This window comes from Rhodoferax sp. (assembly GCF_028715765.1).
In the GTDB taxonomy this organism is placed as follows: domain Bacteria; phylum Pseudomonadota; class Gammaproteobacteria; order Burkholderiales; family Burkholderiaceae_C; genus Rhodoferax.
The window spans coordinates 1-24178 of record NZ_JAQURE010000018.1; the positions used below are offsets into that span (position 1 = coordinate 1).

Consider the following 24178-nt stretch of genomic DNA (forward strand, 5'->3'; position numbering starts at 1 on the left):
CGCCCTGCAGCATTACGTGGGGGTGTCAGCTGGCGGCTTTATTGCAGCGGGCTTGGCCAACGGCATCACCCCGCTGCAGCTCTTTCACCTGTTCATTGAAGACCGCAAGCGCCACGCCGAAGCGTTTGACCCGTCGTTGCTGTTGCGCCCAGCGTTTCAAGAATTTTTTTCGCGCGGCATGCAGCTGCCACAGTTGCTGCTGCAGGGCACTTGGCAAAGTTGCTTTGGCAAACGCTCGTGGCTGAGCGCCTTGGAGCGCCTGGGGCCGGGCTTGCCCACCGGGGTTTTCTCCAATGCCCAGATTGACATCGAGCTGGCGCGGCTGTTTTCCAAGCCGGGGCGCAGCAATGATTTCCGCCAGCTTCGCACCCGCCTGACCTTGGTCGCCACCCATCTCGACAGCAGCCAAGCTGTCACATTTGGCCGCCCTGGCTGGGATCACGTGCCCATTTCCAAAGCGGTGCAAGCCAGTGCCGCACTGCCCGGCTTGTTTCCGCCGGTGGACATTGATGGCGAGCAGTTTGTCGATGGTGCCTTGCTCAAAACCATGCACGCCTCGGTGGCGCTGAACGAAGGTGTGGACCTGATGCTGTGCCTGAACCCGCTGGTGCCATTTGATGCCACCGCCCCCTTGCCCACCCCCCAAGCGCACGCCCCGTGGGCAGCCACCACCGCCATTCCACGCATCGTGCAGGGTGGATTGCCCGCGGTGCTGAGTCAAACTTTTCGCTCACTGATTCACTCCCGCATGGTGCTGGGGCTCAAAGCCTATGAGCATGCCTACCCCAACACCGACATCGTGCTGATTGAACCCAACCACCGAGACCCTGAGCTGTACCTGGCCAACACCTTCAGCTACAGCCAGCGCCGCCACTTGGCCGAACACGCCTACCAGCAAACGCGTCAGATGCTGCGCGCCAACCCAACGGGCTTGAGCCACAAGCTGGCCACCCACGGTATCACCCTGAACCAGGCGCGCCTGAGTGACCCGACACGCCACCTGTGCCCACCCCAAGCGCCATCCAACCGCACCAGCCAAACGCTCACACAACTGCACCACATTTTGGACAACCTGCACAATGTGATCCAAGCGGACTCACTGGAAGGTCTTTCTCCATGGTAAAAAAAGCACCCCGGCGCACGGCAGAGCGCATTCTTGAGGTCACCCTGGCCTTGTTCAACCGTTTTGGTGAACCCAACGTTTCCACCACACTGATCTCTGCTGAACTCAACATCAGCCCAGGCAACCTGTACTACCACTACCCGGCCAAAGACGAGCTCATCAACACCCTGTTTGACCGGTTTGAGGTCGCCCTGAACACCCTGCTGGCCGCCAGCGACGACGTGCGTGACGTGGAAGACGCCTGGTTTTTCTTGCACTCGCTGTTTGAGCTGATTTGGCAATACCGGTTTTTATACCGTGACCTGAATGACCTGCTCAGTAAAAACCGGCGGCTGGAAACCCACTTTCAATCCATCCTGAAACATAAAACCCACGCCATCAAAGCGCTGCTGATCGGCATGCGCCGTGGTGGAGCGGTGCAAATTGACTCCCCCGAGCTTGAAACCGCAGCCACCAGCATGGTGGTGCTGTTGACCTATTGGCTCAGTTTTGAATACGTGCAAGACCCACGCCACGCGCTGGAAGACCACCACGCCCAAGCCGCCCTGCTGCGTGGTGCCCAACATGTGCTCAACCTGTTGACCCCCTACCTGGAACCTAGCCAACGCACGCACTTGAGCCACTTGGCCGCTGCCTACAATAAAGACTTTCCTACATAGGGTGTGGCACACCCGCTTGGCAAGCAGGCTTCAGCGTGCAATGCGGCCAACCCATAAAAAACGTCAGTGAGATGGAGACAAACATGTCCAGGTGGAACCCTTTTCCCTTCGTGGGTCAATACGATTTTGATGCCCAGCGTGTCAAAACAGCCTGGCCTCAACTCCACCTCTGCGACCTCGAACCCCTGCCGCAAAGCACACCACTGCTGCAAGCCTGGGCGCTGTTCCACAGTGGTGAATTTCAAAAGGCCTGCCAAGCCGGGCTGAAATTGGGCCTGGCCGGGCTGAATGTGGCCAACAAAGCCACCTGCGTTTATGCCACCTACCTTGAAGACAACGAAGCCACGCGCCAAGCGCTGTTTCTGGAGTCGGCCCAGCGTGCCGAGCACCACATCAGCCAAGAACCCGGCAATTTCAACGCCTACTATCTGCACGCTTACGCCTTGGGGCGCTACAGCCAGAGCATCAGCGTGGCCAAAGCCTTGGCTCAAGGGCTGGGTAACACCATCAAAACCAACTTGGAAACCGTGCTCAAAAAGCAGCCCAAGCATGTAGACGCACACATTGCGCTGGGCTCGTTTCACGCCGAAGTGATTGACAAAGTGGGTTCACTGATCGGTGCCATGGCCTATGGTGCCCACCGCGAAACCGGGCTTGAGCTGCTCGACCAAGCGCTCAAGCTCCACCATGCTGCAACGGCTGGCATGGTGGAATACGCCCGCGCCATGCTCATGCTTGACGGCGAAGCCATGCTGGCGCAAGCCAACCTGCTTTACCAGCAAGCCACCCAAACCACCCCCTTGGATGCCCATGAGCGGCTGGAGCTGGAGCTGGCTCGCACCGAGCTGGCTGACTGATGGACCAGTGCGTTGGCGACGCGGCTTGAAATAAGCATGTTTTAGGTCTCTAGACCTTTATTCATAAGCACAAGCAGCTACATTTAAAATAGCTATTCACCCCATGGCAACATCAGCGTGAGCAAACTCAAACGCTCAAACTCAGGGGCAAACTGGTCAATGATGGCCTGCGGGTTGGGGCACAGCGTGGTGTCGCTGATGATGCCAAACTGCACCCCACCGCCATAACTCAAAATTGACACCCCCAAGCCCACCGTGCCAGACTGCGGCACCCAAAACAGCGTTTGCTCCAACGTCGCGCCGCAAAACTGCAACTTCTCGCGCGGACCGGGCACATTGGTCATCACGGCCGTGGTTTTTTTGGAAAACAGGTTCAACATGGCATCTTGCGCAGGTTTGATCAGCACCCCAGCCACTGCAAGCAATGCAAATGCCAGCAGCGGTTGCATGCTGCCCTTGAGCTCAGACATGCGCTGACGCACCGCATAGACCCGCTCAATGGGGTTATCTAACCCCACGGGGAGCACCACCGGCGCCAAGCCAAACTGGTTACCCAGCTTGTAGGCCTCGCTCATGGGGCGCAAATTCACAGGCACCATGGCGCGAATCTCTTTGCCCAAAATGGCATCGCCCTGAGCCCGCAAATACTGCCCCACCGCACCCGCCACGCACGCCAGCAACACATCGTTGATGGAGCAATGCAGTGCTTTGCTCACAGCGCGCACTTCGTCTAACGGCAGCGGCTGGCACCAGGCCACGCGCTTTTTTTGCCCAGGTTGCCCCTTGAGCCGGGTCGGAGAGTCATCGGCCATCAAGGCCAAAGCCGCGCCATCGCGCAGTACCTGGGCAGCCAAGCGTGCCACATCGGCGGCACCACCGAAGCCTTTGGTGGATGCCACTTCAAGCCATTTTTCCAGCGCCCGGCGCGGCTCTTGCACGGCGTTGAAAGCCGTGGCGGCGCGGTTGCCAGCCGCGTCTAGCGCATTGACAGCAGCCACCGTGAGGGGCTCAATCAAAGTGTGCGCCATCCAGTCTTCAGCTGCCGCCCAGGTCGAGGCCGCCTTGGTGCGCGCAGGGCGACGCGGCGGCTCTGCGCCCCCATCCACCAGCGACTGCGTGACCGCAATCAGCGCCAAACCGTCGGCAATGCAGTGGTGAATGCGCACCAGCAAGGCGGAGCCGCCGTCGTAGTGCTCAACCAAGCGGAACTCCCACAGCGGAAAGCGGGCGTCCAGTGGCTGCATGGCCAACTCACCCAGGCGCGTCTGCAACGCCAGCGCTGGGTTCTTTTGGGCATTGGCGGGCAGCTTCTCACGCACCACATGCCGGCTGATCCGAAATTCGGTGTCTGTCACCCAGCTGGCGCCGGTGGCATCAAGCTGCACCCGTTGTGAAAACCGTGGGTATTTGAGCAAGCGCTCTGCAATGCGGTCGCAAACCGCCTGGTACCGAACCCCTGGCTTGATGATCCATACGCCCAAAATCATCATCAAATTGCTGCTGGAGTCCATGCGCAACCAGGCGGTGTCGACCTTGCTCATGCGCTCGGTGGTGATGACGGGCGGCAGTTTCTTGACCATGGCAATCTCGTATTTGGGAATAGCCTCTATTTTGTGATCAAAAGGCCACTTAACATCCCCCTTGCTTACCCTGAGTCATTCGGCAAATAGCCACCAACCCCTAGGAAACCCCATCCATGTCAGACTTGAAAACCCAATTTGAAGCCGCTGTAGCCCATTCAAAAAACTTGAGCGAACGCCCCGACAACATGACCCTGCTCAAACTCTATGCGCTTTACAAACAAGGCAGTGTGGGCGACAACGCAGACAAAAAACCCGGTTTTGGCGACATGGTGGGGCGCGCCAAATGGGATGCCTGGAACGCACTCAAAGGCACCCCCAGCGCTGACGCCATGCAGCAGTACATTGACTTGATCGAATCGCTGAGCTAACGCTAAACGCTCTTTTTCACGCCGGGCTTTTGGGGTGCGGTGGCTGGCGCCAGCAGGGCATCGAGGTTTTTCACAATCTCGCTCTCAATCGTGCCCTTGAACGCACCCAGCAGAAAACCCAGCTCGGCGCGCAGCTCAAAGCGGTCTTTGGTCACCTGCAGCTGGCCGCTGACGCCGCTGCGGACAAAGTCCACCTCATCGCCCTGGCGACCTTCGGTGTAGCTGCATTGCATGGCAAAGTCTTGTTCAGCCTGCTCGGCCCATTTGAAAGCCACTTTGCGTGCTTTGGCCAGCCCCAGCGTGTGTTCTCTCACAATATGTAATTCAGCCATGGTGTTTCAGAGTGTGGTTTGGACTTGTGGGGATGACAGTTGTTGCAAGCGCTCGGCTTGGGGCAGGCGCGCCAAGGCAATGACCGCATCATAAAACCTGCGCCAATCACGCCCTTGGCGCTCAAACAGCGCCTCAAATGCGGGCACCAGATCATCATAGGCGGCTTGGGCACCCAAAGCGGCGTTGTTGGCACCCGCCACCCAGGGGTCATAGCCAGCAAAGCCGCCCCAGCTGGTTTTGAGTGCCGCATAGGCTTGCCTGAAATCTGCCATGACTTTATTTTTCATAGCTGCTTGTACAGTATTGACGGGCGCTAGAGCCTCATTTTGCATATAAACATTTTCCAGCTGCTCACGTGTGCGGCGCGTCAACGCCCGAAACTGCTGGCGGCGTGCGTCGTGCTGGGCAAAGGCATCACGCGCGGCTGGGGTGGCCTGCGCCAGCCAGGCGGCACCGCCCAAGCGCTCGACTGCCGTGGCAAAAGATTCGTTGAACACCGTGTCGTCAGCCACATACACCACCTGGTGCGCCAGCTCGTGAAACAGCATGCGCGCCAGCTCGCCGTCGGGGAAATGGATAAACGTGTTGAGCAAGGGGTCGCCACCCAGCCAGTTCATCCAGCCCAGCGTGGAATAAGCAGGCACGCCGTACACACTCACCTCCCAGCCCTGGGCACGCAAGGCGGCGGCTTCGCGCTCTGCTGCGGCCTGCTCAAAATAGCCCCGGTAGCCGACACACCCTGCCACCGGAAAGCACCAGGTTTTGAGGGTGAGTGAAAACTCGGGCGCGGCCACCACATTCCACACCACATGGCGGCGCTGCAGGTCGGCATAGCGCTGGTAGCTGGCGTTGTCAGGCAAATGCAGCGCGGTCACGGCAAATTGGCGAATCGCCTGCGCCAGCTGCAGCCGCTGCTTGAGGGCGGGGCTCGCCTGTGGGTCAGCCAGCCAGGCGTCGATGGGGCGGGCGGCTTGCATCAGCTTCACATGCCCGCTGACCGACTGCCAGTAATAGCCCGTCTGTGCGCAACCGCTCAGACCCAGCAGCACCCACACCGCTACGATGGAGGCCAGACACTTTTGATGACGGAGAAAATTCATGCTCTACAAATTCAAGTCCAAAGCCACAGGCGATGTGATTATGTTGCAAGCCAACGGCCAGCGGCTGCTGGAAATCATCGGCAAACACAGCGCCACCGAGCCCAGCGTCAAGGGCATTTTGCTGCCCGAGCAAATGCCGCAAGCGCTGGCTGCTTTGGCCGCGGCGGTGCAGCTTGAAGAAGCTCAACAGCAAGCGGCCATGGCACAAGCGCAGGCCGAGCACCTGCTGCCACCGCGCTTTGAGGCGGTCAGCCTGCGCCAGCGCAGCACGCCGTTCATGGAGATGATCCGCGAGTGCATGAAGGCCGAAGAATCCATCACCTGGGGTGTATAAGAAACTAGCTTCTAGCCCTTATTAAATAAGCGCAAGAAGCTATTTTAAAAATAGCACTCAAACCCCTGTGGTGAGCGGCTTTATTGGTAGCTGCGCGCGTCTTCGATCACTTTGCCGTCATTGGGCAAGCTGCCGGGCGCCACAACTTCGACCTGGCCGCGCAGTTTGGTCACGTCGCGAATGGCTTCCATGACTTTTTCCACCAAGGCTTGCGAGCTCTCGGCGGTTTCGATCTTGAGCGTCATCTGGTCATTGGCCATTTCACCACTCACCACCAGGCGCGCTTTGCCCACAGCGGCGAAGCGTTTGGCAATGGTGTCGACCTGACCGGGGTGCACAAACATGCCGCGGATTTTGGTGGTTTGGTCAGCGCGACCCAGCCAGCCTTTGATGCGGGTGTTGGTGCGCCCGGTGGGGCAGTGGCCTGGCAGCACCGCAGACAAGTCACCGGTGCCAAAACGGATCAGCGGGTAGGTGGGGTTGAGCGTGGTCACCACCACCTCGCCCACTTCACCTTCAGCCACCGGGTCGCCGGTGCCGGGGCGAACGATTTCAAGCAACACGCCTTCGTCCTGCACCAGGCCCTCGCGCGCGCTGGTTTCATAAGCAATCAGCCCCAAATCTGCGGTGGCGTAGCATTGGTAGCCGGCCACGCCGTGCGCAGTGAACCAGTCGCGCAGGCTGGGCGGGTAGGCTTCGCCACCGAACATGGCTTTGACCAGGCTGGGCAAGGCCACCCCCATGTCTTGGGCTTTTTCAAGAATGATTTTGAGAAAACTGGGTGTGCCAATGTAGCCGGCGGGCTGCAGGTCGGCCATGGCTTGGACTTGCTGCTCGGTCTGTCCGGTGCCACCTGGGAACACCGTGCAGCCGAGCGCGTGGGCACCGGTTTCCATCATGGAGCCAGCGGGCACAAAGTGGTAGCTGAAGCTGTTGTGAATCAATTCACCGGCGCGAAAGCCTGCCGCAAACATGGCACGCGCCATGCGCCAGTAGTCGCGTGCCGTGCCTTCGGGCTCGTAAATCGGGCCGGGGCTGGCAAACACACGCGGCAGCTGTGCGCCAAAACCATGCGTGCTAAAGCCGCCAAACACGTTGCCGTGTTGGCTACGGCTGTGCAGTTGCAGCTCTAGCAACTGGTGTTTGCGGGTGACTGGCAGCTTGGCCAAGACGGCTCGGCTGGTGACTTCAGCCGGGTTCACGTCTTTGAGGATGTCTGCAAACGCCGCTGACGCCAACTTGGCATGCGCCACCTGCAACGGCAACGCCTTGAGCAGCGCGGCCTCGCGTTCGGCCTGATCACGCGTTTCCAGCGCGTCAAAAAATTCACTCATGGTCCATTTCTCCAAATATCAATCAACGCTCTAGAGGTATTGCCCCCTGCCAGGGGAAAAGCCAAGGGGGGTTAAGCCAGCCAGCGTTTGCGGCGCTTGTAGCTCTTGACATCTTTGAAGCTCTTGCGCTCACCGCCACCCATGCCCAGATAGAACTCTTTCACGTCTTCATTGCTGGCCAGGTCACTGGCAGCGCCGTCCATCACCACCCGGCCACTTTCCATGATGTAGCCATAGTCGGCGTATTTCAGCGCCATGTTGGTGTTTTGCTCGGCCAGCAAAAAGGTGACTTTCTCTATGCTGTTGAGGTCTTTCACGATCTCAAACACTTCATGCACGATTTGCGGTGCCAGCCCCATGGACGGTTCATCCAGCAGCACCATGCTGGGGTTGGTCATGAGCGCCCGGCCAATGGCACACATTTGCTGCTCACCGCCCGAGGTGTAGGCAGCCTGGCTGGTGCGGCGCGTTTTCAGGCGCGGAAAATAGGTGTAGACCTTGTCCAGGTTGGCGGCAATCTCGCCTTTGTCTTTGCGCGTGTAACTGCCGGTGAGCAAATTTTCTTCAATGGTCAGGTGGGCAAAACAGTGGCGGCCTTCCATCACCTGCACCACGCCGCGCTGCACCAGGTCTGCTGGCGACAGGTTTTCAATGCGCTCGCCACGCAGCTCGATCGAGCCTTTGGTGACCTCGCCGCGCTCACCATGCAGCAGGTTCGAGATGGCACGCAAGGTGGTGGTTTTGCCCGCGCCATTGCCGCCCAGAATGGCCACGATCTTGCCTTCGGGCACATTCAGGGACACGCCCTTCAAGACCAGAATGACGTGGTTGTAAATGACCTCGATGCCATTGACGTTGAGAACGATGTTCGGTTTTTCACTCATGGTGCGGGTTCCAGAAAACAAAATGTGCCCGATGTTGCCGGGTAGATTGACCAACTGAAAAGGCAGCAGCGCTACCCTTTCAGTTGGTGACGTGAGGCAGATGCCTGCCCCACATCAACGCATCAGCGCATCAAGACTGGCAATCTGCCGGGGTGCGCGGTGACAACTTCTTGTCTGCCGCGTATTTGGCTGAAGTCTTCTTCACCAGCGGCTTCAGGACTTGCTCGTCAGCCTGCAGCCAGTCAGAGCTGAAGTTCCATTTCTTGCCATCCCAGGTGTGAACACGAGCCCAGTTGGCACCCATGTGGTCGGCACAGGTGGTTTGCACCGGGCGCATCACGCCGGCAAAACCCAATCCGTCAAGCTTCTTCTGGTCCAGCGCCAGGTTTTCATAGCCCCAACGGGCTTGCTCGCCAGTCACCCACTTGCCCTTGCCGAAGCGCTCTTGGGCACGGCGCACGCCTTCCACCGCAAACATGGCGCTGATGGCGCCGCGCATGTAAAGCACCGAGCCCACTTCTTCCTTGGGCCCTGTGCCTTGACCCTTGTCATGCACCTTGGCCAAAATTTCCTTGACCACGGCCGAGTTTGGCTCTGCGCCATGCTGCATAGTGACCGCGTTGTAGCCCTTGGCACCTTCGCCGACGTCTTTCACATCTGGCTCAGCACCCGACCACCACACGCCATACATTTTTTCGCGCGGGTAGCCGGTGGCTTGGGCTTCTTTGAGCGAAGTCGAGTTCATCACGCCCCAGCCCCACAGCAACACGTAGTCAGGGCGCGCCTGGCGCACCTGCAACCAGGTGGCTTTTTGCTCTACGCCGGGATGCGCCACAGGCAACAATTGCAGGCTGAAACCGTGCATGGCGGCACGCTCTTGCAACAGGGCAATGGGTTCTTTGCCATAAGGTGAGTCGTGGTAGACCAAGGCAATTTTTTTGCCTTTGAGCTTGTCAAGGCCACCTTCTTTTTTGGCAATGGTCTGAACCAACACGTCGGCCGCCAGCCAGTAGGTGCCAGCAATGGGGAAGTTCCATTTGAAGACCAGGCCATCCTGGCTTTCGCTGCGGCCATAACCTGCGGTAATCAACGGGATTTTGTCCACCGGGGCTTTTTCAGTCAGCGCAAAAGTGATGCCCGTAGACAACGGCTGGAACACCGTGGCACCACCGTGTTTGCCTTTCAGGCGCTCGTAACACTCGACACCGCGGTCGGTGGCGTAGCCGGTTTCGCATTCTTCATAGATGATCTTGACACCGTTGATACCGCCACGGGCATTGGTCAACTTCAGGTAGTCAGAGTAGCCGTTGGCCCATGGCACACCGTTGGGAGCATAAGCCCCCGTGCGGTAGGGAAGACCAGGGAAAAACTGTTCTTTGGGTTGGGCAAACGCACTGGCGCCCACCGTGGCCATGAGAGCCGCTAACGCAAGGTGTTTCATTTTCATGCTTGTCTCCTAGATGTAATGCACCGCAGTGCTTTGGTTAACGAAAAACAACTCAGTGAGGGAAAGGCCACAGGCGCAGTTTCTGCTTGCCAATGGACCACAGTTTGGCCAGCCCGTGCGGCTCCACAATCAGGAACCACACAATCAACGCGCCAAAAATGATCAACTCGGCATGCGAAATGCCCGAAGTTGAAATGTCGATGCCGAACAAATGCCCTAAGAAAGGCAAGAACTGGTTCAGAAAAATCGGCAGCACCACAATGAACCCGGCACCAAAAAAGCTGCCCATGATGGAGCCCATGCCGCCAATGATGACCATGAACAGCAGTTTGAACGACAAATCCACCGAGAACGCTGCTGGCTCCCACGACCCCAGGTGCACAAAGCCCCACAAGGCCCCCGCCACACCGATGATGAAAGAACTCACAGCAAACGCGGTGAGCTTGGCGTACATCGGCCGGATGCCGATCACGGCGGCAGCCACGTCCATGTCGCGAATCGCCATCCACTCACGGCCAATGGCACCGCGCACCAGGTTTTTGGCCAGCAGCGCCAGCACCACCAGGAGCGTCAAACAAAACAGGTACTTGGAAATCGGGCTGGCAATCGGGTAGCCCAGCAGTTGCAAGTTGGACACCGACACCGAGCCCGAGGTGCTGTTGTTGGTGAACCAGTTGATGCGCAAAAACATCCAGTCGCTGAAAAACTGCGCCGCCAGCGTGGCCACGGCCAGGTACAAGCCTTTGACGCGCAAACTGGGCAAGCCAAACAAAATGCCGAACACAGACGCACAAATACCGCCCAGCAGCAAAGCCACCAACACCGGCAGGCCGTCAATGCGCACAAAGAAGTTGAAGGCGGCATAAGCCCCCACCGCCATGAAAGCCCCCGAGCCCAGCGAAATCTGGCCACAGTAGCCCACCAGAATATTCACCCCCAGGGCGGCCAGTGACATGATCACGAACGGAATCAAAATCGCCCGGAACATGTATTCGCTGGTGACCATGGGCACCACCAGAAACGCGGCAGCGATCAGCAGCAGCACCGCCACCCGGTCTTGCGTGATGGCAAAAATTTGGCTGTCAGCCCGGTAGCTGGTTTTGAATTGGCCGTTTTCGCGGTAGAACATGACAATCTCTTGGTTAAATTTATAACAAAATAGGCTCTAGAGCTTATGGATACTGCGTAAGCTGCTATAAAAATCAAACGCGATCAATGATCTTCTCCCCAAACAGCCCTTGCGGCCTGAACAGCAAAAACACCAGCGCCAGCACATAGGCAAACCAGATTTCAATGCCGCCGCCCACATACGGACCCAAAAACACCTCGGACAACTTCTCGCCCACACCAATGATCAAGCCGCCCACAATGGCGCCGGGCACCGAGGTCAGGCCGCCCAAAATCACCACCGGCAAGGCGCGCAGGGCCACCGTGGTCAATGAAAACTGCACACCCAGTTTGCTGCCCCAGATCATGCCGGCCACCAAGGCCACCACACCGGCCACACACCACACAATGACCCAGATGCGGTTCAGTGGAATGCCAATGCTTTGCGCCGCCTGGTGGTCGTCAGCCACCGCACGCAAGGCGCGACCGGTGACGGTTTTCTGAAAAAACAGGGTCAACAAACCCACCAGCACCGCGGCAATCAAGGCGGCGTAAAGGTCTTCCTTGTTGATCAGAATGCCGCCTTCAAACACGCTCTCAAACGCCATGATCGGGTCTTTGGGCATGCCAATGTCAATCTTGTAGATGTCGCTGCCAAAAATGGTTTGGCCTATGCCGTCCAGAAAGTAGCTGATACCCAACGTGGCCATCAGCAGCGTGGTGCCTTCCTGGTTGACCAGGTGGCGCAGCGCCAGCCGCTCAATCAGCCAGGCCACCACAAACATCACCGCACCGGCGCCCACAAAAGCCACCAGGCTTGAGAAATAGAGGTTGTCGATGCCGGTGTAAAGCGGCACCCATTCAGAAAACCGCGCCATGGCCAGCGCGGCAAACAGCACCATCGCCCCCTGGGCAAAGTTGAACACGCCACTGGCTTTGTAAATCAGCACAAAGCCCAAAGCGACCAGCGAATACAACATGCCGGCCATCAGGCCACCGAGCAAAGTTTCAAGAAAAAAACCCATAAACACCTCTCATCAGTTGAGGACAGGGCAAATTTGCTGCGCAAATCTTGGTCTGTCCCGCAAAGTTTCAATGACCCGTTCCCAAATAAGCGCTAATGACTTCTTCGTTGCTGCGCACCTCGTCCGGTGTGCCGTCACCGATTTTTTTGCCGTAATCCAGCACCACCACGCGGTCTGAGATGTCCATCACCACCCCCATGTCGTGCTCAATCAGCACAATGGTGGTGCCAAACTCTTCGTTCACATCCAGCACAAAGCGGCTCATATCCTGCTTTTCTTCCACGTTCATGCCGGCCATGGGCTCGTCTAAAAGCAGCAGTTGCGGCTCCATGGCCAGGGCGCGACCCAGGTCAACGCGTTTTTGCAGGCCATAGGGCAACTGACCCACCGGGGTTTTGCGGTGCGCCTGAATTTCCAGAAAGTCGATGATGTGCTCGACAAACTCGCGGTGTGTTTCTTCTTCGCGCTGCGCCGGGCCGATGCGCAGTGCTTGCATGAACAAATTGCTTTTGATGCGCAGATTGCGCCCGGTCATGATGTTGTCAATGACGCTCATGCCCTTGAACAGCGCCAGGTTCTGAAAGGTGCGCCCGATGCCCATGCTGGCCACTTGGTAGCTGTCCATGTGGCTGAAGGTCTGGCCTTTGAACGTGATGGCACCTTCTTGTGGGCGGTACACACCGTTGACGCAGTTGAGCATGGAGCTCTTGCCCGCGCCGTTGGGGCCAATGATGGCGCGCACCTCGTGCTCGCGCACGTTGAATGAAATGTCAGTCAGCGCCTTGACCCCGCCAAAGCTCAAAGAGATGTTTTTGACATCCAGAATGACATCGCCAATGTGTTTTGTTGCCATGTTGTGTTCAGAAATGTTGGAGAGCTAAACCGCAGTGAACCCGCTTTGACTTGTGCGCATGTGCCTCACGCCGCAGCCTTGACGGGCGTGAAGGTTTTGGCGTCGTCAATCGCCAAGGTGGCGCTGACACTGCCGGTGCGACCGTCTTCAAACTTGACCACGGTCTCAATGAACTGGCTGGTTTTGCCACCGTACAGGGCATCGATGAGCACGTTGTATTTGTCGGCAATGAAGCCGCGGCGCACTTTGTTGGTACGGGTGAGCTCGCCGTCGTCGGCATCCAGCTCTTTGTGCAGCACCAGGAAACGGCTGACCTGGCTGCCGGCCAGCAGCGTGTCAACACTCAAGTCAGCGTTGACTTTTTCTACACATTCTTTGATGAGTTGGTAGACCTCGGGCTTTTGCGCCAGGTCGGTGTACCCGGCGTAAGGCAGGTTGCGGCGCTCAGCCCAGTTGCCCACGGCATCAAAGTCGATGTTGATCATGACGCAGACTTTCTCGCGGCCATCACCATAAGCCACCACTTCTTTGATGTGCTGGAAAAACTTGAGCTTGTTTTCCACATACTTGGGTGCGAACATGGCGCCGTCATTGGCACCGCCTTTGATGCGCCCCACGTCTTTCACGCGGTCGATGATTTTGAGGTGGCCATGGGCATCCAAAAACCCGGCGTCACTGGTGTGGTACCAGCCGTCTGGTGTGAGCACTTCGGCGGTGGCTTCGGGGTTTTTGAAATAGCCTTTGAGCAGGCCGGGGGATTTGACCAGCACTTCGCCGTTGTCTGCCACCTTGATCTCGACGCCTTTGCACGGCACGCCCACGGTGTCGGCACGCGCTTCATGGTCGGGTTGCAAACACACAAATACCGCGGTCTCGGTAGAGCCGTAGAGTTGCTTGAGGTTGATGCCAATGGAGCGGTAAAAGCTGAACAAATCAGGCCCGATGGCTTCACCCGCGGTGTAGGCCACCCGCACCCGGCTGAAGCCCAGGTTGTTGCGCAGCGGGCCATACACCATGGCGTTGCCCAAGGCATACAGCACACGGTCGGCCAAGCCCACGGTTTTGCCGTCCATCAGCGTGGGGCCCACCCGCTTGGCAATGTCCATGAAGTAGTGAAACATGCCGCGTTTGAAGCGGCCAGCGTCTTCCATGCGGATCATCACGCTGGTGAGCATGCCTTCAAACACGCGTGGCGGCGCAAAGTAATAGGTCGGGCCAATTTCCTTCAGGTCGATGCTGACCGTGGACGCATCTTCGGGGCAGTTGACCACGTACCCACAGCTCAACCACTGGGCGTAACTGAAGATGTTTTGCCCAATCCAGGCTGGTGGCAGGTAGGCCAACACGTCTTCGGCATGGGTGAGCTTGTCAAACTCGGCACCCGCACGGGCTCGGTTGAGCAAGCTGTCATGGGTGTGCACCACACCTTTGGGGTTGCCGGTAGTGCCAGAGGTGAAAAACATGGCAGCCACGTCATCGGGTTGCACCCGGTTGACCGCCGTTTTGAAAAAGCTGCTGTGTTGGGTGGCAAAGGTCTGGCCTTGGCTGACCAGGTCGTCGAGCGACTCCAGGCCGGGCTCATCGTAATTGCGCAAACCGCGTGGGTCGTCAAAGTAAATGTGCGCCAGCTGTGGGCATTGCTCACGGATTTCGAGCAGTTTGTCGACCTGCTCCTGGTCTTCGGCAAAGGCAAAACACGCCTCGGCATTGTTGATGGGGAAGACGCATTCAAGCGCGGCGGCATCTTGGTACAGCGCAATCGGCACCGCCCCCAAAGACTGCACCGCCAGCATGGTGGCGTACAGGCGCGGGCGGTTGGCGCCGATCACCATCATGTGGTCATGCTGGCGCAGCCCCGCCTGGTGCAGGCCGCAGGCCAACTGTTCTACCAGCACAGCCATGTCGTGCCAGCTGATGGCTTGCCAAATGCCATATTCTTTTTCGCGCATGGCTGTGTCAGCCGGACGCTGGGTGGCATGGTTCAACAGTAATTGGGGAAACGTGGTTTGCATGAACGTGGCCTTGTCTTCAATTCATCACCCTGGAGCCGCTGCAGCCCATGGGTTTCGATGGCGAAATGATAGGACTTGGTTTGACGTTATGTTGTCGTTTGGACGACAATTAAAGCCTTAGTTGGTAGGTGTTTTCCCTGCACCTTTCACCCCTCAAGCCACCCCACCCGACCATCCCACATGCCCACTGATATTTCACTTTTCCAACGACGTCGGCCGCTGACGGAGGCCGAACTGGCCGTGATTCCGTGGCTCAAATTACTCTCGCTTGACGAGCGGGAGCGCGCCATCGAAGACCTGAAAATCACCGACGCCCAACCCGGTGACTTTTTGTGCCGCACCAGCCGCCCGGTGACCTATTGGTTTGGCGTGATCGATGGTCTGCTGAAAATGAGCAGTGACAACGCCGAAGGTCAAACCATGACCTTCACCGGAGTCCCGCCGGGAGGCTGGTTTGGTGAAGGCACGGCCTTGAAGCGCGAGTGCTACCGCTACAACATTCAGGCACTGCGCAAAAGCCTGGTGGCGGGCCTGCATGTGGACACGTTTCACTGGCTGCTGGACCATTCGATTGGCTTTAACCGCTTTGTCATGAACCAGCTCAACGAGCGGCTGGGGCAGTTCATTGCGGCGCGTGAAATTGACCGCATGACCAACCCCAATATTCGCGTGGCCAGAAGCCTGGCGGCGCTGTTCAACCCGGTGCTCTACCCCGGCCTGGGCACGGTGCTGCGCATCACGCAGCAAGAGCTGGCCTATTTGGTGGGCTTGTCGCGCCAGCGTGTCAATGAGGCGCTGACCACCCTGGCGGCTGAAGGTGCCATTCAGGTGGAATACGGCGGCTTGCGCGTGACCAATTTGGCGGCTTTGCGCAGCCAGGTGTTCTGAACCACCTGCGCGATAATGCGATTTATTCTCATTGACACAGCGCCATGCATCAGCAAAAGACCACCGTGACTGAACACGCCATTGCACTGCACAGCCCGCTGCGCCGTGGCGCGCGGCGTGTGCGCATGGCTTTGGTGGGGCTGCCGGGCGCGGGCAAAGCCACGCTGTTTGACGCCATTGCCAGCACCGCACCGCAGCAAGGCGAGCTGACCGAAACCCACCGCGTGTACCGCACCTGCAACGTGCAAATTGGCCTGGAAGAAGCCAGTGTGGTGCTGTTGCCCAGCCTGAATTCGGTGCTGCATTTGCAAGGCGAGGATCTCAGCACGCTGAAATATTTGCTGTGGGGCAATGATCGCCCGCCCATCACTGCCCACGAACCCAAAGCGCCCCCCGCGCCGTTTGAGCCACCCGACTTGATCATCCAGGTGGTTGATGCCACCCATTTGCAAAGCCACCTGGAGCTGACGCTGGAGCTGTGCCAGCTTGGACACCCGGTGCTGCTGGCACTCAATCACATGGATCAGGCGCGCCGCCAGGGCTTGCACATCAACCTCAAGGCCATCTCGGCGCGCTTGGGCATTCCGGTGGTGCCAACGTCAGCGCTGTTGGGGCAAGGGCTGGCCGAGTTGTTCAAAGTGGCCATGACCTGCGCCCACCAAGGCGTGTGCCAGCTGCCGCAAGCGGCGAGCCCGCACATTGCACACGCGCTGGCGCACTTGGGTCAAGCCTTGCGCCAGCATGATTTTTATGCTGCTTTTCGGGTGCCGCACCCCTTGCTGCTGATGCTGTTTGCCACCGAGCATTGCTATTTTGAGCAAGAGCTGGCTGAGCACTTTGCCGCGCAGCTGCCCAGTCTCATGGCGCTGCGCACACAGGCTGGCCAGGGGTTACCGCGCCCGCTGGCCGAAGAAATTCGTGCCGATGCCCACTACCAAGCCGCCACCCTGTTTGAGGCGGCGTTGCGCCCGGGCCCCGCGGAGCCTGGGCGGGGTTGGCAGTTTTGGCTGGATTCTTTTTTGCTGCACCCGCAGTGGGGCTTGGTGTCTAGCCTGGCCGTGTTTGCTGCGGTGCTGTTTGTGGTGTTTGAAGTCAGCGGCTGGATTGACCAGCACACCACCCAGGTATTGATTGAAGCCACCAATCCGTGGCAGCCGCAAACCACGGTCGGCGTTGCCGGGCGCGCTGTGCTGGACGGTTTGATTGGCTTGGTCGGCATTGTGGTGCCTTACATGTTGCCCTTGTTGCTGCTGCTGATTGCGCTGGAAGACATGGGGTTGATGCAGCGCATTGCGTTTGTGGTGGACCGGGGCTTCCACAAAATTGGTCTGCATGGCGGTGTGGCTGTGCCTTTTTTGCTGGGGCTGGGGTGCAATGTGCCTGCGCTCTCGGCAGTGGCGCGCACGTCGGCTGGGCGCGAGCGGCTGATTGCCTCGGTGCTGATTACTTTTGTGCCGTGCTCAGCGCGCTCGGCCATTATTTTGGCGGTGGCCGGCAAATACCTGGGTGTGATGGGGGTGGTGGGCATGTATGCCTTGACGCTGCTGCTGTTGGCTTTGATGGGGCTGCTGTTATCGCACCTTGCGCGTGACATTGGACCCGGCCAGGTGCAAGAAATCACACCGTTGACGCACCCGCACTGGCGCAACTTGCTGCAAGAAACCTGGCTGCGTTCCAGCGATGTGCTGACCATCGTGACGCCGCTCTTGGTGGGCGGCAGCGTGGTGCTGGCGCTGCTCAACCACTGGGGTGCCGATGCCAGCATCAACCTGCTGCTGACCCCACTGACCACGTGGTGGCTGGGCTTGCCGCTGGTGCTGGGGCTGCCGCTGCTGTTTGGTGTATTGCGCAAAGAACTCTCATTGCTGATGATTTTTCAGGCCTTGGGCACCCAGGACATTGACAGTGTGCTGAGTCAGGCGCAAATCATCACCTTGCTTGTGTTCATCACGTTTTATGTGCCCTGTGTCTCGACCTTTGCGGTGATGCTGAAAACCTTGGGCGCTGCCAAGGCCTGGTTTTCTGTGATGGTCTCGATTGGCGTGGCCATGCTACTGGGTTTGCTGGTGCGTTTTTTTAGTCTTGTAATTGGCTTCTAGCGCTTATATATAAAGCGCAAGAAGCTACATAATAGATAGTACATCTACGGCCTGGATGTCATTCAGGCAACGGGTGTGCCCAAGCGGACATTCACGCTCAAAGCAAGGGGCACAGGTCAAGGCAGGCTGGTAGTGAGGATCAGTTTTGAGCCATATCACATGGGCACGAGGGTTCAGCGGGGGCGTGTGCAGCGGGCTGCTGGAGCCAAAAATGGCCACCTGAGGCACGCCAAAACCAGCAGCCACATGCATCAGCCCCGAGTCGTTGCTGACCATGGTGTGACAAGCTGCAATCACACACAACGCTTGGCTCAAGCTGGTTTGCCCGGCCAGGTTCATGATTTGCCCCGGGCGATGGGTGTGGGCTGCAATGTCAGCGCACAGATCAGCCTCTTTGGCCGAGCCCAACAACACCACAGGCCAATCCAATTGACTGGCCAGCTCGGCAAAATGACGACTGGGCCAGCGTTTGGCCGGGCCGTATTCAGCACCCGGTGCAAACACGTGGTAGCCCTGTGGGGTGAGCCCCAAGGCATGCAGGGCGTTGGCCACCTCGCCTGCGGGCAGCGTCAACTGGGGGCGGTCGGCGGCAATGTCCTGATCGCCACTGAGGGCTGAGTAAAACGCCACCATGGGCAGGCGCTGCCCTTTGGCTGGGTTTTTCAGGCGGTGGGTCAGCAGCCCCACCCGTGACTCGCCCAGGTAGCCCACACGCTTGGGCACGCCAGAGAGCAACGGTAACAATGCACTTTTCAGGGAATTGGGGCAGACATAGGCCACCTCAAACCGCCCCCTGATTTGTTTGGCCAATTGAAGCCGTGCGCGCAGTTGCAGGCCACCATGTGCGAACGGAAATTCAATCACTTCGGCCACTTGCGGCATGGCGCGGTAGACCAGCGCCACCCAGGGCAAGGCGCCTACGGTGATGCGCTCACCTCGGGCATGCAGCCGGCGCAACAGCGGCTCGGTCATGACGGCGTCGCCAATCCATTGCGGGGCGATGACCAGCGTGCGCGTCAAAGGGTTTTGCTGCTAAGGATGTGGCGTGTGGCGGTCATGCTCATCAGGCTCGCCCTACTTCAATGGCCTTGAAAATGCTCGCCGGCTTTGAGTTTGTAGACCGTGCCGCAGTACGGGCATTTGCCTTGGCCAGTGTGCGCCACATCCAGGTACACCTTAGGGTGGCTGTTCCAGAGCTTCATGTCAGCGGAAGGGTTGGGGCAATACACACCGCCAGCGTGGTTCAGGTCTTTGGCCAGGAGTTCAACAGTTGCAGTGGTCATGAGTGGTCCAAATCAGTGGATAAAAAAGCGTCTTGGTTTGACGATGGTCGACGCAGCGAAGGCTAAACCAGCGTTAACCAATGCGCGTAACGAGGGTTACGGCCATTGACGATGTCAAAAAAGGCACTTTGGATTTTTTCGGTGATCGGCCCGCGGCTACCCGCGCCCAAGGGAATGCGGTCTAGCTCACGAATTGGGGTAATTTCAGCTGCGGTGCCGCTGAAGAAAGCCTCGTCGCTGATGTAAACCTCATCGCGGGTGATGCGCTTTTGAACCACTTCCAAACCCAGGTCTTTGCAGATATGCAGCACAGTGTTGCGGGTGATGCCGTTCAGGGCGCCAGCTGACAAATCGGGCGTGTAGACCACGCCGTCTTTCACCACAAACAGGTTTTCGCCTGAGCCTTCGGACACAAACCCATGGGCATCGAGCAGCATGGCTTCGTCGTAACCGTCGTCCAGCGCTTCCATGTTGGCCAAAATGGAGTTGGTGTAGTTGCTGACCGCCTTGGCTTGCGTCATGGTGATGTTGACGTGGTGACGGGTGTAGCTGGAAATTTTGACGCGAATACCGCGCGACATACCCTCATCGCCCAGGTAAGCGCCCCAGGCCCAGGCTGCCACCATCAGGTGGATGTGGTTGCCTTTGGGGCTGATGCCAAGCTTGCGGCTGCCGATCCAGCTCAGGGGACGCAGGTAGCACGACTCAAGCTTGTTGTCGCGCACGGTATCAATTTGCGCTTGCATGATTTGCTCTTTGGTGAACGGGATGGCCATGCGCAAGATCTTGGCGCTGTTCAATAGACGCTGGGTATGTTCTTCAAGCCGAAAAATCGCTGTGCCGTTGGCCGTGTTGTACGCGCGCACCCCTTCAAAAACACCGCAACCGTAATGCAAGGTGTGCGTGAGGACGTGAATCTTGGCGTCGCGCCAGTCCACCATCTGGCCATCCATCCAGATTTTTCCATCGCGATCTGACAGGTCGGGGGGCATAGGGCTCATCGGGTATTCCTTGGTTGCCAGCATGTTGCTGTGGGTCAAAACGCGTATTTTACGGTTCGGATTTATTCACCCCATCGGTGCAATAAAGCACCCAAATCTAAGAATTGATAACCCCAGAAACGACAAAGCCAACTGAGAACAGCTGGCTTTGAATTTTGGTGGTGTAGTCCAACTCACATTTAAAACAGCCCTTGAACTGTCTTGAGTAGTCCAACTCGGACAGTCGGAAGTGCGTGCCTATGAGCTGCAACTTTTTGTCAGCCGTTCCCCTCCCACCTAGCACTCGAAGGATTATTTGCCCTCGGTCACGCTATAAATTTGCCAAGCGGCCTTGCTTTCCCCTGCGTTCTACGCCTCAATGCAGGTCCAACTTTTACATGGAGAAAGCAATGACCAAACTGAACGTGCATGAAAACGAACTGGCCCAACGCTGGGGCATGAGTCCCAAGACGCTGCAACGCTGGCGATCAGAAGGGCGCGGCCCGCGGTACTTTAAATTGAGCAGGAAAGTGATCTATCCGATGGCGGAGATTCAAAAGTTTGAGGCCCAATCGCTCTACGCGTCCACATCAGAAAGAGCCAATGACATCGCAGCTTGGCGAGACTCGGCGCCAGAGGCAGCCAAAGAGGACTCTGCCGCAACCCAGTCACCCATGAACCAACGTTCGGGTGAATCAAACAATGGGAGGGTACGGGGTCAGGTCTTGTGCAAGACCTGACCCTATCCACGGAACACGGAAAAGGGTAGTGCGCCCTTTTGCGTGAGAGTGTTGTAGCGCATAATGCATATATGCATAACTGGAGTTTGATCATGCAAAAAAGAATGACCATCACCATGGACGAAGTGGTTTACGAGGGGCTGGTGCGCGTGGTAGGCCGTCGCAAAATCAGCGCTTTTCTTGAGCGGCTAGCTCGCCCGCATGTGCTGGGTGACGATTTGTCGGCCGGTTATCAGGCCATGGGTCAAGACGTGGCGCGCGAGCAAGATGCATTGGCATGGAGCGAGGCGCTGATAGGTGACATCAGTCAGGCGCAGTCATGAAACGTGGTGAAGTGTGGTGGGTAGATTTTGATCCTGCCAAAGGGAGTGAAATCCGCAAGACCCGTCCCGCAGTCATCGTCAGCAACGACATGTCAAACACGCATCTCAACCGCTTGCAAGTGGTGCCGTTAACCTCAAACACAGGGCGACTTTACCCCAGCGAAGTGGTCATCACGGTGGCTGGGCAGACCAGCAAAGCCATGGCAGATCAACTTACCACGGTGGCCAAAGAACGTTTGACGACTTTGCTGGGCAATTTAACCCGGCTTGACCTCAAGGCGGTTGAACGTGTCGTCAAAATTCAATTAGGGCTACAGCTTTAACGGGAAAAAAGGTACGGGGTCAGGTCTTGCAATCTAACATTCAGAACTCACGCGCCGGAGCACAATGTGTGAATGCAAGACCTGACCCTATCCACCCCATCAACAGAATGCGCCCATCTGGCCGCTGCAGAAGTAGAACAGCAGTATTGGCTGTGTTGTCATCAAGCGTTGCCTTGGTCAACTCAATGGCGTTCTCGCCCTGCAAGAAGTTTGCCAGCCATTGGGCATCGGCAGCACTGCCGAGCCAGTCGGTGTCTTCGGTCAGTAAGTTTTGATCGCCCGTCGGGGCTGGAACATCAAGCAACACGCCCCAGACTTCTATGGCCTGTCCACCGACCAGTACCAATCTTGCTGGGTCTTGTGCAACCCCATTACAGACCAGATAAAAGTCGTCTCTGGTAAATGCCTGGATGCCAGCGTCTTTGACGATCTGGCTCAGGCGTTTGATGCCTACAGTGATGGCCAATGGATCACGACACCCTGAATATCAGCAGGCATAAACCCAAACGATTTACGCACATCAATGACGGGTGGATTGCGTGAAGAAGCTGACACGCGCATCGCCTGTGACTTGATTTGGGCAGGCGACAAGCTGCCAGCTTTGGAGCCTTTTTCCAAGGCTTGCGAGCGTGGTTTAGCTGAGGTCGTTTTCATAAATCGAAGTGTACTCCGGGTGCCAGTAAAAATTAATACGGGAAAAAGGGTAGCGTCCCCTTTAATTCACTGCCGCAACCCAGCCACCCATGAACCAACGTTCGGGTGAATCAAACAATGGGAGGGTACGGGGTCAGGTCTTGCAATCTAACATTCAGAACTCACGCGCCGGAGCACAATGTAAAGCGCCGCGAGATAAATGGCATAGGGAAAGCGAGATAAACGACAAGAGAGTGATGTTTCGTGTCAACAAACGAAATTACACACTAAGAAATAAAAGATTGCGTGTTTATCGATGTTTTGGCGGGCACCAGCTTCACATACATACTCATGCAGGCCACACCAACACTGGCAACAGTGGCTCAACGTCTGCAAAGCTGGTAGGCATGAGCCATGCGCCGGCCTGCACGTTGCCCAGCATCTCGTACAAAGCAGCCCAAGTCTGATCACGCGCATTGACCGCAGCCTGCCCCTCTGCTGCAAACTTAGGCACCGTGCTGGTGGCGTAGGTGCAGGCGCTCAGGATACCGTCGTAGTTGCGGGTGGCTGCAAATGCGTCAAGTCGGGCCTGCACTGCTTGCACGATGACGGCCTGGATGTCAGGCTCTGGCAGTACACACATGCCAGCCGCGCAGACGTATTCATGCAGCCGCGCAATGTCAAAGTCAGCGGGTGCATCAGCGTACTCGTCTGGCCCAGTATATGCGTCTGTTGCAGTTCCAGCGATGCGGTTTGATTGGATGATGAGTTTCATTGGTTAGGCCCACAGTGCGTACTTGGTTTTGAGCAAGTTGGTGATGCGGTCTCCCTCGGTATCGCCATCAGCAGCGTTTTTGCCAAGGATGATGATCTCGGCTATCTGCCCTTCGAAATACATGTCTCCATTGACATCGGAGTCATTCATGCGGCCAATGGACAACGAGACCGTGCCAAACAGCGCATTGGCTCCCGTGGTTGCCTCAGCGCCGTTGTTGCGCTTGGCCCACGACGTAGTGCCCGTGTTGCGAACCCGGATAAGCTCCCACGCGTTGTTCACCGTGCCAACCGCCATTTGGTAGGAGGCGGGGTTGCCTGAGTAGTCGATGCACACAGAGCCAACTGTGGAGCTGTCAGCGATGGCACCAGCGTTATTCGCTGAGCCTGTGCCGATCAGGCCCATGTACGTTGAGTCCAGCGTTTTGCGCCGCACAATAAAGGCTGTAATGTCCTCTGGCATGGCGTAGCTGGTGGTGGTATCTAGCACTTGCGTGCTTGATCTGACAAACGTCAGCGTGTTGTAGCCGTTGACCACCGATGTGCTGTTAAACAGCGGCTGCCTAGATGTTGTAGTCTGCACAAAATGCCGTGCGTTGGCTGATGCGTCTGACCACTGCGTGACGTTGGATCCTGACAAGCTGAGGCGCGATGCGTGCGGCCCATACACACCCCAAGCCGTAGGCGCAATGGCGGCAATGGCCGCAGGAGATGCGTAAACAGCGTCCATAGCTGTAGAGCTTGCTGCTACTGCTGTCATAGCTGTAGAGCTTGCGAGGACTGCTGCCATAGCTGTAGAGCTTGCGAGGACTGCTGCCATAGCTGTAGAGCTTGCGAGGACTGCTGCCATAGCTTGCGGGTTATTGGCAACGTTTTTCATGCCAGCGCTGTTGCCCGTCAGCGCAGTCAGCGCAGTACTGCTGGCGATTAACGCGGCGGTTGCGGTGGATGATGCAAAAAGGCGGGCTGATTGCCCCCGCATCCCCAGCAGCACGTTGAGTTCAGCCAGTCGGCCAGGGTCTGCTACCAGCAGGGCTTCAAGCTGTGGACCGGATAACGTACCGGCTTCTACGGCGTTGAGTAAACGCATTGCTCTGACCATTGGCATGATGTTTT

Annotated in this window: 27 protein-coding genes; 10 read left to right on the forward strand and 17 right to left on the reverse strand. The window is 57.7% G+C overall.

Annotation, left to right across the window (positions count from 1 at the left end; genetic code table 11):
• The 3 genes from PHT20_RS07995 to PHT20_RS08005 form a co-directional block, all read left to right on the forward strand.
• The coding region (locus PHT20_RS07995) for a patatin-like phospholipase family protein (protein ID WP_301020082.1) at positions 1–1123 on the forward strand (1123 nt) is incomplete at its 5' end.
• Positions 1117–1782 carry a TetR/AcrR family transcriptional regulator gene (locus PHT20_RS08000; protein WP_300084619.1) on the forward strand — a complete coding sequence of 222 codons (666 nt, stop codon included), beginning with the start codon at positions 1117–1119 and terminating at the stop codon, positions 1780–1782. The genes PHT20_RS07995 and PHT20_RS08000, both read left to right, overlap by 7 nt.
• An 83-nt stretch (positions 1783–1865) precedes the next feature.
• Positions 1866–2639, forward strand: coding sequence for a hypothetical protein (locus PHT20_RS08005; protein WP_301020083.1), 774 nt, complete (start codon positions 1866–1868; stop codon positions 2637–2639).
• Positions 2640–2731: 92 nt separating this feature from the next.
• Here the strand turns inward: PHT20_RS08005 and PHT20_RS08010 are convergent, their stop codons facing one another.
• Positions 2732–4219 (reverse strand): wax ester/triacylglycerol synthase family O-acyltransferase, encoded by a 1488-nt coding sequence (locus PHT20_RS08010; RefSeq protein ID WP_301020084.1) that lies wholly within the window; start codon positions 4217–4219, stop codon positions 2732–2734.
• A 116-nt stretch (positions 4220–4335) separates the two neighbouring features.
• Between PHT20_RS08010 and PHT20_RS08015 the strand changes: the two genes are divergently transcribed.
• On the forward strand, positions 4336–4590 hold the full coding sequence (locus tag PHT20_RS08015; RefSeq protein ID WP_300084622.1) for an acyl-CoA-binding protein: 255 nt from the start codon (positions 4336–4338) through the stop codon (positions 4588–4590).
• Positions 4591–4592: 2 nt separating this feature from the next.
• Here the strand turns inward: PHT20_RS08015 and PHT20_RS08020 are convergent, their stop codons facing one another.
• Together PHT20_RS08020 and PHT20_RS08025 are read right to left on the reverse strand one after the other, a co-directional pair.
• Positions 4593–4922 (reverse strand): polyhydroxyalkanoic acid system family protein, encoded by a 330-nt coding sequence (locus PHT20_RS08020; protein WP_301020085.1) that lies wholly within the window; start codon positions 4920–4922, stop codon positions 4593–4595.
• 6 nt (positions 4923–4928) lie between these two features.
• Complete coding sequence (locus PHT20_RS08025; protein WP_301020086.1) at positions 4929–6023, reverse strand: aminopeptidase; 1095 nt, start codon at positions 6021–6023, stop codon at positions 4929–4931.
• Between PHT20_RS08025 and PHT20_RS08030 the strand changes: the two genes are divergently transcribed.
• Positions 6022–6357: a DUF1840 domain-containing protein gene (locus tag PHT20_RS08030; protein ID WP_300084625.1), complete on the forward strand. Its 336-nt coding sequence runs from the start codon at positions 6022–6024 to the stop codon at positions 6355–6357. The genes PHT20_RS08025 and PHT20_RS08030 overlap by 2 nt on opposite strands.
• Before the next feature lie 80 nt (positions 6358–6437).
• Here PHT20_RS08030 and PHT20_RS08035 read toward each other — a convergent pair whose 3' ends face one another.
• The 7 genes from PHT20_RS08035 to PHT20_RS08065 all read right to left on the reverse strand — a co-directional run bounded on the left by PHT20_RS08035 (position 6438) and on the right by PHT20_RS08065 (position 15019).
• Positions 6438–7691: an AMP-binding protein gene (locus tag PHT20_RS08035; protein ID WP_301020087.1), complete on the reverse strand. Its 1254-nt coding sequence runs from the start codon at positions 7689–7691 to the stop codon at positions 6438–6440.
• Positions 7692–7762: 71 nt separating this feature from the next.
• A complete protein-coding gene (locus tag PHT20_RS08040) occupies positions 7763–8575 on the reverse strand; it encodes an ABC transporter ATP-binding protein (RefSeq protein ID WP_300084627.1) in 813 nt (270 codons plus the stop codon).
• Positions 8576–8705: 130 nt separating this feature from the next.
• The gene (locus PHT20_RS08045; protein WP_301020088.1) at positions 8706–10022 is read right to left on the reverse strand and encodes an ABC transporter substrate-binding protein; all 1317 of its coding nucleotides are present in this window, start codon (positions 10020–10022) and stop codon (positions 8706–8708) included.
• Between the two features lie 52 nt (positions 10023–10074).
• Entirely contained in the window at positions 10075–11151 is a 1077-nt protein-coding gene (locus tag PHT20_RS08050; protein WP_300084629.1) for a branched-chain amino acid ABC transporter permease, read from the reverse strand.
• Between the two features lie 73 nt (positions 11152–11224).
• The gene (locus PHT20_RS08055) at positions 11225–12154 is read right to left on the reverse strand and encodes a branched-chain amino acid ABC transporter permease (RefSeq protein ID WP_300084630.1); all 930 of its coding nucleotides are present in this window, start codon (positions 12152–12154) and stop codon (positions 11225–11227) included.
• Between the two features lie 67 nt (positions 12155–12221).
• Positions 12222–13007: an ABC transporter ATP-binding protein gene (locus tag PHT20_RS08060; RefSeq protein WP_300084631.1), complete on the reverse strand. Its 786-nt coding sequence runs from the start codon at positions 13005–13007 to the stop codon at positions 12222–12224.
• Positions 13008–13072: 65 nt separating this feature from the next.
• Complete coding sequence (locus tag PHT20_RS08065; protein WP_300084632.1) at positions 13073–15019, reverse strand: AMP-binding protein; 1947 nt, start codon at positions 15017–15019, stop codon at positions 13073–13075.
• 180 nt (positions 15020–15199) lie between these two features.
• Between PHT20_RS08065 and PHT20_RS08070 the strand changes: the two genes are divergently transcribed.
• A complete protein-coding gene (locus PHT20_RS08070) occupies positions 15200–15907 on the forward strand; it encodes a Crp/Fnr family transcriptional regulator (RefSeq protein WP_301020089.1) in 708 nt (235 codons plus the stop codon).
• 44 nt (positions 15908–15951) lie between these two features.
• A complete protein-coding gene (locus tag PHT20_RS08075) occupies positions 15952–18006 on the forward strand; it encodes a nucleoside recognition domain-containing protein (RefSeq protein WP_301020090.1) in 2055 nt (684 codons plus the stop codon).
• A 24-nt stretch (positions 18007–18030) separates the two neighbouring features.
• On the opposite strand, the gene waaF is transcribed toward PHT20_RS08075, so the two are convergent.
• From waaF to PHT20_RS08090, 3 genes are all read right to left on the reverse strand, one after another.
• Positions 18031–19026, reverse strand: a complete 996-nt coding sequence (gene waaF / locus PHT20_RS08080; protein ID WP_301020091.1) for a lipopolysaccharide heptosyltransferase II — start codon at positions 19024–19026, stop codon at positions 18031–18033.
• 59 nt (positions 19027–19085) lie between these two features.
• Positions 19086–19289, reverse strand: a complete 204-nt coding sequence (locus tag PHT20_RS08085) for a zinc-finger domain-containing protein (RefSeq protein WP_300084636.1) — start codon at positions 19287–19289, stop codon at positions 19086–19088.
• Between the two features lie 62 nt (positions 19290–19351).
• Positions 19352–20290 (reverse strand): branched-chain amino acid transaminase, encoded by a 939-nt coding sequence (locus PHT20_RS08090; RefSeq protein WP_301020092.1) that lies wholly within the window; start codon positions 20288–20290, stop codon positions 19352–19354.
• A 389-nt stretch (positions 20291–20679) separates the two neighbouring features.
• On the opposite strand from PHT20_RS08090, the gene PHT20_RS08095 reads away from it, so the two are divergent.
• The 3 genes from PHT20_RS08095 (at position 20680) to PHT20_RS08105 (ending at position 21655) form a co-directional block, all read left to right on the forward strand.
• Positions 20680–21009: a helix-turn-helix domain-containing protein gene (locus PHT20_RS08095; RefSeq protein ID WP_301020093.1), complete on the forward strand. Its 330-nt coding sequence runs from the start codon at positions 20680–20682 to the stop codon at positions 21007–21009.
• A gap of 92 nt (positions 21010–21101) precedes the next feature.
• The gene (locus tag PHT20_RS08100) at positions 21102–21332 is read left to right on the forward strand and encodes an addiction module antitoxin (protein WP_301020094.1); all 231 of its coding nucleotides are present in this window, start codon (positions 21102–21104) and stop codon (positions 21330–21332) included.
• Entirely contained in the window at positions 21329–21655 is a 327-nt protein-coding gene (locus tag PHT20_RS08105; protein WP_301020095.1) for a type II toxin-antitoxin system PemK/MazF family toxin, read from the forward strand. The genes PHT20_RS08100 and PHT20_RS08105 overlap by 4 nt, the downstream gene beginning before the upstream one ends.
• 40 nt (positions 21656–21695) lie before the next feature.
• Here the strand turns inward: PHT20_RS08105 and PHT20_RS08110 are convergent, their stop codons facing one another.
• From PHT20_RS08110 to PHT20_RS08125, 4 genes are all read right to left on the reverse strand, one after another.
• Positions 21696–22121: a hypothetical protein gene (locus PHT20_RS08110; protein WP_301020096.1), complete on the reverse strand. Its 426-nt coding sequence runs from the start codon at positions 22119–22121 to the stop codon at positions 21696–21698.
• Positions 22106–22309 (reverse strand): hypothetical protein, encoded by a 204-nt coding sequence (locus PHT20_RS08115; RefSeq protein WP_301020097.1) that lies wholly within the window; start codon positions 22307–22309, stop codon positions 22106–22108. Before PHT20_RS08115 ends, PHT20_RS08110 begins: the two co-directional genes overlap by 16 nt.
• A 328-nt stretch (positions 22310–22637) precedes the next feature.
• Positions 22638–23063, reverse strand: a complete 426-nt coding sequence (locus tag PHT20_RS08120) for a hypothetical protein (protein ID WP_301020098.1) — start codon at positions 23061–23063, stop codon at positions 22638–22640.
• 3 nt (positions 23064–23066) lie between these two features.
• Positions 23067–24170 carry a hypothetical protein gene (locus tag PHT20_RS08125; RefSeq protein WP_301020099.1) on the reverse strand — a complete coding sequence of 368 codons (1104 nt, stop codon included), beginning with the start codon at positions 24168–24170 and terminating at the stop codon, positions 23067–23069.
• Between the last annotated feature and the right edge of the window lie 8 nt (positions 24171–24178).

Excerpts from the sequence above, each read along its gene's own strand:
- PHT20_RS08000 (WP_300084619.1), top strand. The coding sequence starts at position 1,117 with ATGGTAAAAAAAGCACCCCGGCGCACGGCAGAGCGCATTCTTGAGGTC.
- PHT20_RS08005 (WP_301020083.1), top strand. The coding sequence starts at position 1,866 with ATGTCCAGGTGGAACCCTTTTCCCTTCGTGGGTCAATACGATTTTGAT.
- PHT20_RS08010 (WP_301020084.1), bottom strand. The coding sequence starts at position 4,219 with ATGGTCAAGAAACTGCCGCCCGTCATCACCACCGAGCGCATGAGCAAG.
- PHT20_RS08015 (WP_300084622.1), top strand. The coding sequence starts at position 4,336 with ATGTCAGACTTGAAAACCCAATTTGAAGCCGCTGTAGCCCATTCAAAA.
- PHT20_RS08020 (WP_301020085.1), bottom strand. The coding sequence starts at position 4,922 with ATGGCTGAATTACATATTGTGAGAGAACACACGCTGGGGCTGGCCAAA.
- PHT20_RS08030 (WP_300084625.1), top strand. The coding sequence starts at position 6,022 with ATGCTCTACAAATTCAAGTCCAAAGCCACAGGCGATGTGATTATGTTG.
- PHT20_RS08025 (WP_301020086.1), bottom strand. The coding sequence starts at position 6,023 with ATGAATTTTCTCCGTCATCAAAAGTGTCTGGCCTCCATCGTAGCGGTG.
- PHT20_RS08035 (WP_301020087.1), bottom strand. The coding sequence starts at position 7,691 with ATGAGTGAATTTTTTGACGCGCTGGAAACGCGTGATCAGGCCGAACGC.
- PHT20_RS08040 (WP_300084627.1), bottom strand. The coding sequence starts at position 8,575 with ATGAGTGAAAAACCGAACATCGTTCTCAACGTCAATGGCATCGAGGTC.
- PHT20_RS08045 (WP_301020088.1), bottom strand. The coding sequence starts at position 10,022 with ATGAAAATGAAACACCTTGCGTTAGCGGCTCTCATGGCCACGGTGGGC.
- PHT20_RS08050 (WP_300084629.1), bottom strand. The coding sequence starts at position 11,151 with ATGTTCTACCGCGAAAACGGCCAATTCAAAACCAGCTACCGGGCTGAC.
- PHT20_RS08055 (WP_300084630.1), bottom strand. The coding sequence starts at position 12,154 with ATGGGTTTTTTTCTTGAAACTTTGCTCGGTGGCCTGATGGCCGGCATG.
- PHT20_RS08060 (WP_300084631.1), bottom strand. The coding sequence starts at position 13,007 with ATGGCAACAAAACACATTGGCGATGTCATTCTGGATGTCAAAAACATC.
- PHT20_RS08065 (WP_300084632.1), bottom strand. The coding sequence starts at position 15,019 with ATGCAAACCACGTTTCCCCAATTACTGTTGAACCATGCCACCCAGCGT.
- PHT20_RS08070 (WP_301020089.1), top strand. The coding sequence starts at position 15,200 with ATGCCCACTGATATTTCACTTTTCCAACGACGTCGGCCGCTGACGGAG.
- PHT20_RS08075 (WP_301020090.1), top strand. The coding sequence starts at position 15,952 with ATGCATCAGCAAAAGACCACCGTGACTGAACACGCCATTGCACTGCAC.
- PHT20_RS08085 (WP_300084636.1), bottom strand. The coding sequence starts at position 19,289 with ATGACCACTGCAACTGTTGAACTCCTGGCCAAAGACCTGAACCACGCT.
- PHT20_RS08090 (WP_301020092.1), bottom strand. The coding sequence starts at position 20,290 with ATGAGCCCTATGCCCCCCGACCTGTCAGATCGCGATGGAAAAATCTGG.
- PHT20_RS08095 (WP_301020093.1), top strand. The coding sequence starts at position 20,680 with ATGACCAAACTGAACGTGCATGAAAACGAACTGGCCCAACGCTGGGGC.
- PHT20_RS08100 (WP_301020094.1), top strand. The coding sequence starts at position 21,102 with ATGCAAAAAAGAATGACCATCACCATGGACGAAGTGGTTTACGAGGGG.
- PHT20_RS08105 (WP_301020095.1), top strand. The coding sequence starts at position 21,329 with ATGAAACGTGGTGAAGTGTGGTGGGTAGATTTTGATCCTGCCAAAGGG.
- PHT20_RS08115 (WP_301020097.1), bottom strand. The coding sequence starts at position 22,309 with ATGAAAACGACCTCAGCTAAACCACGCTCGCAAGCCTTGGAAAAAGGC.
- PHT20_RS08120 (WP_301020098.1), bottom strand. The coding sequence starts at position 23,063 with ATGAAACTCATCATCCAATCAAACCGCATCGCTGGAACTGCAACAGAC.
- PHT20_RS08125 (WP_301020099.1), bottom strand. The coding sequence starts at position 24,170 with ATGCCAATGGTCAGAGCAATGCGTTTACTCAACGCCGTAGAAGCCGGT.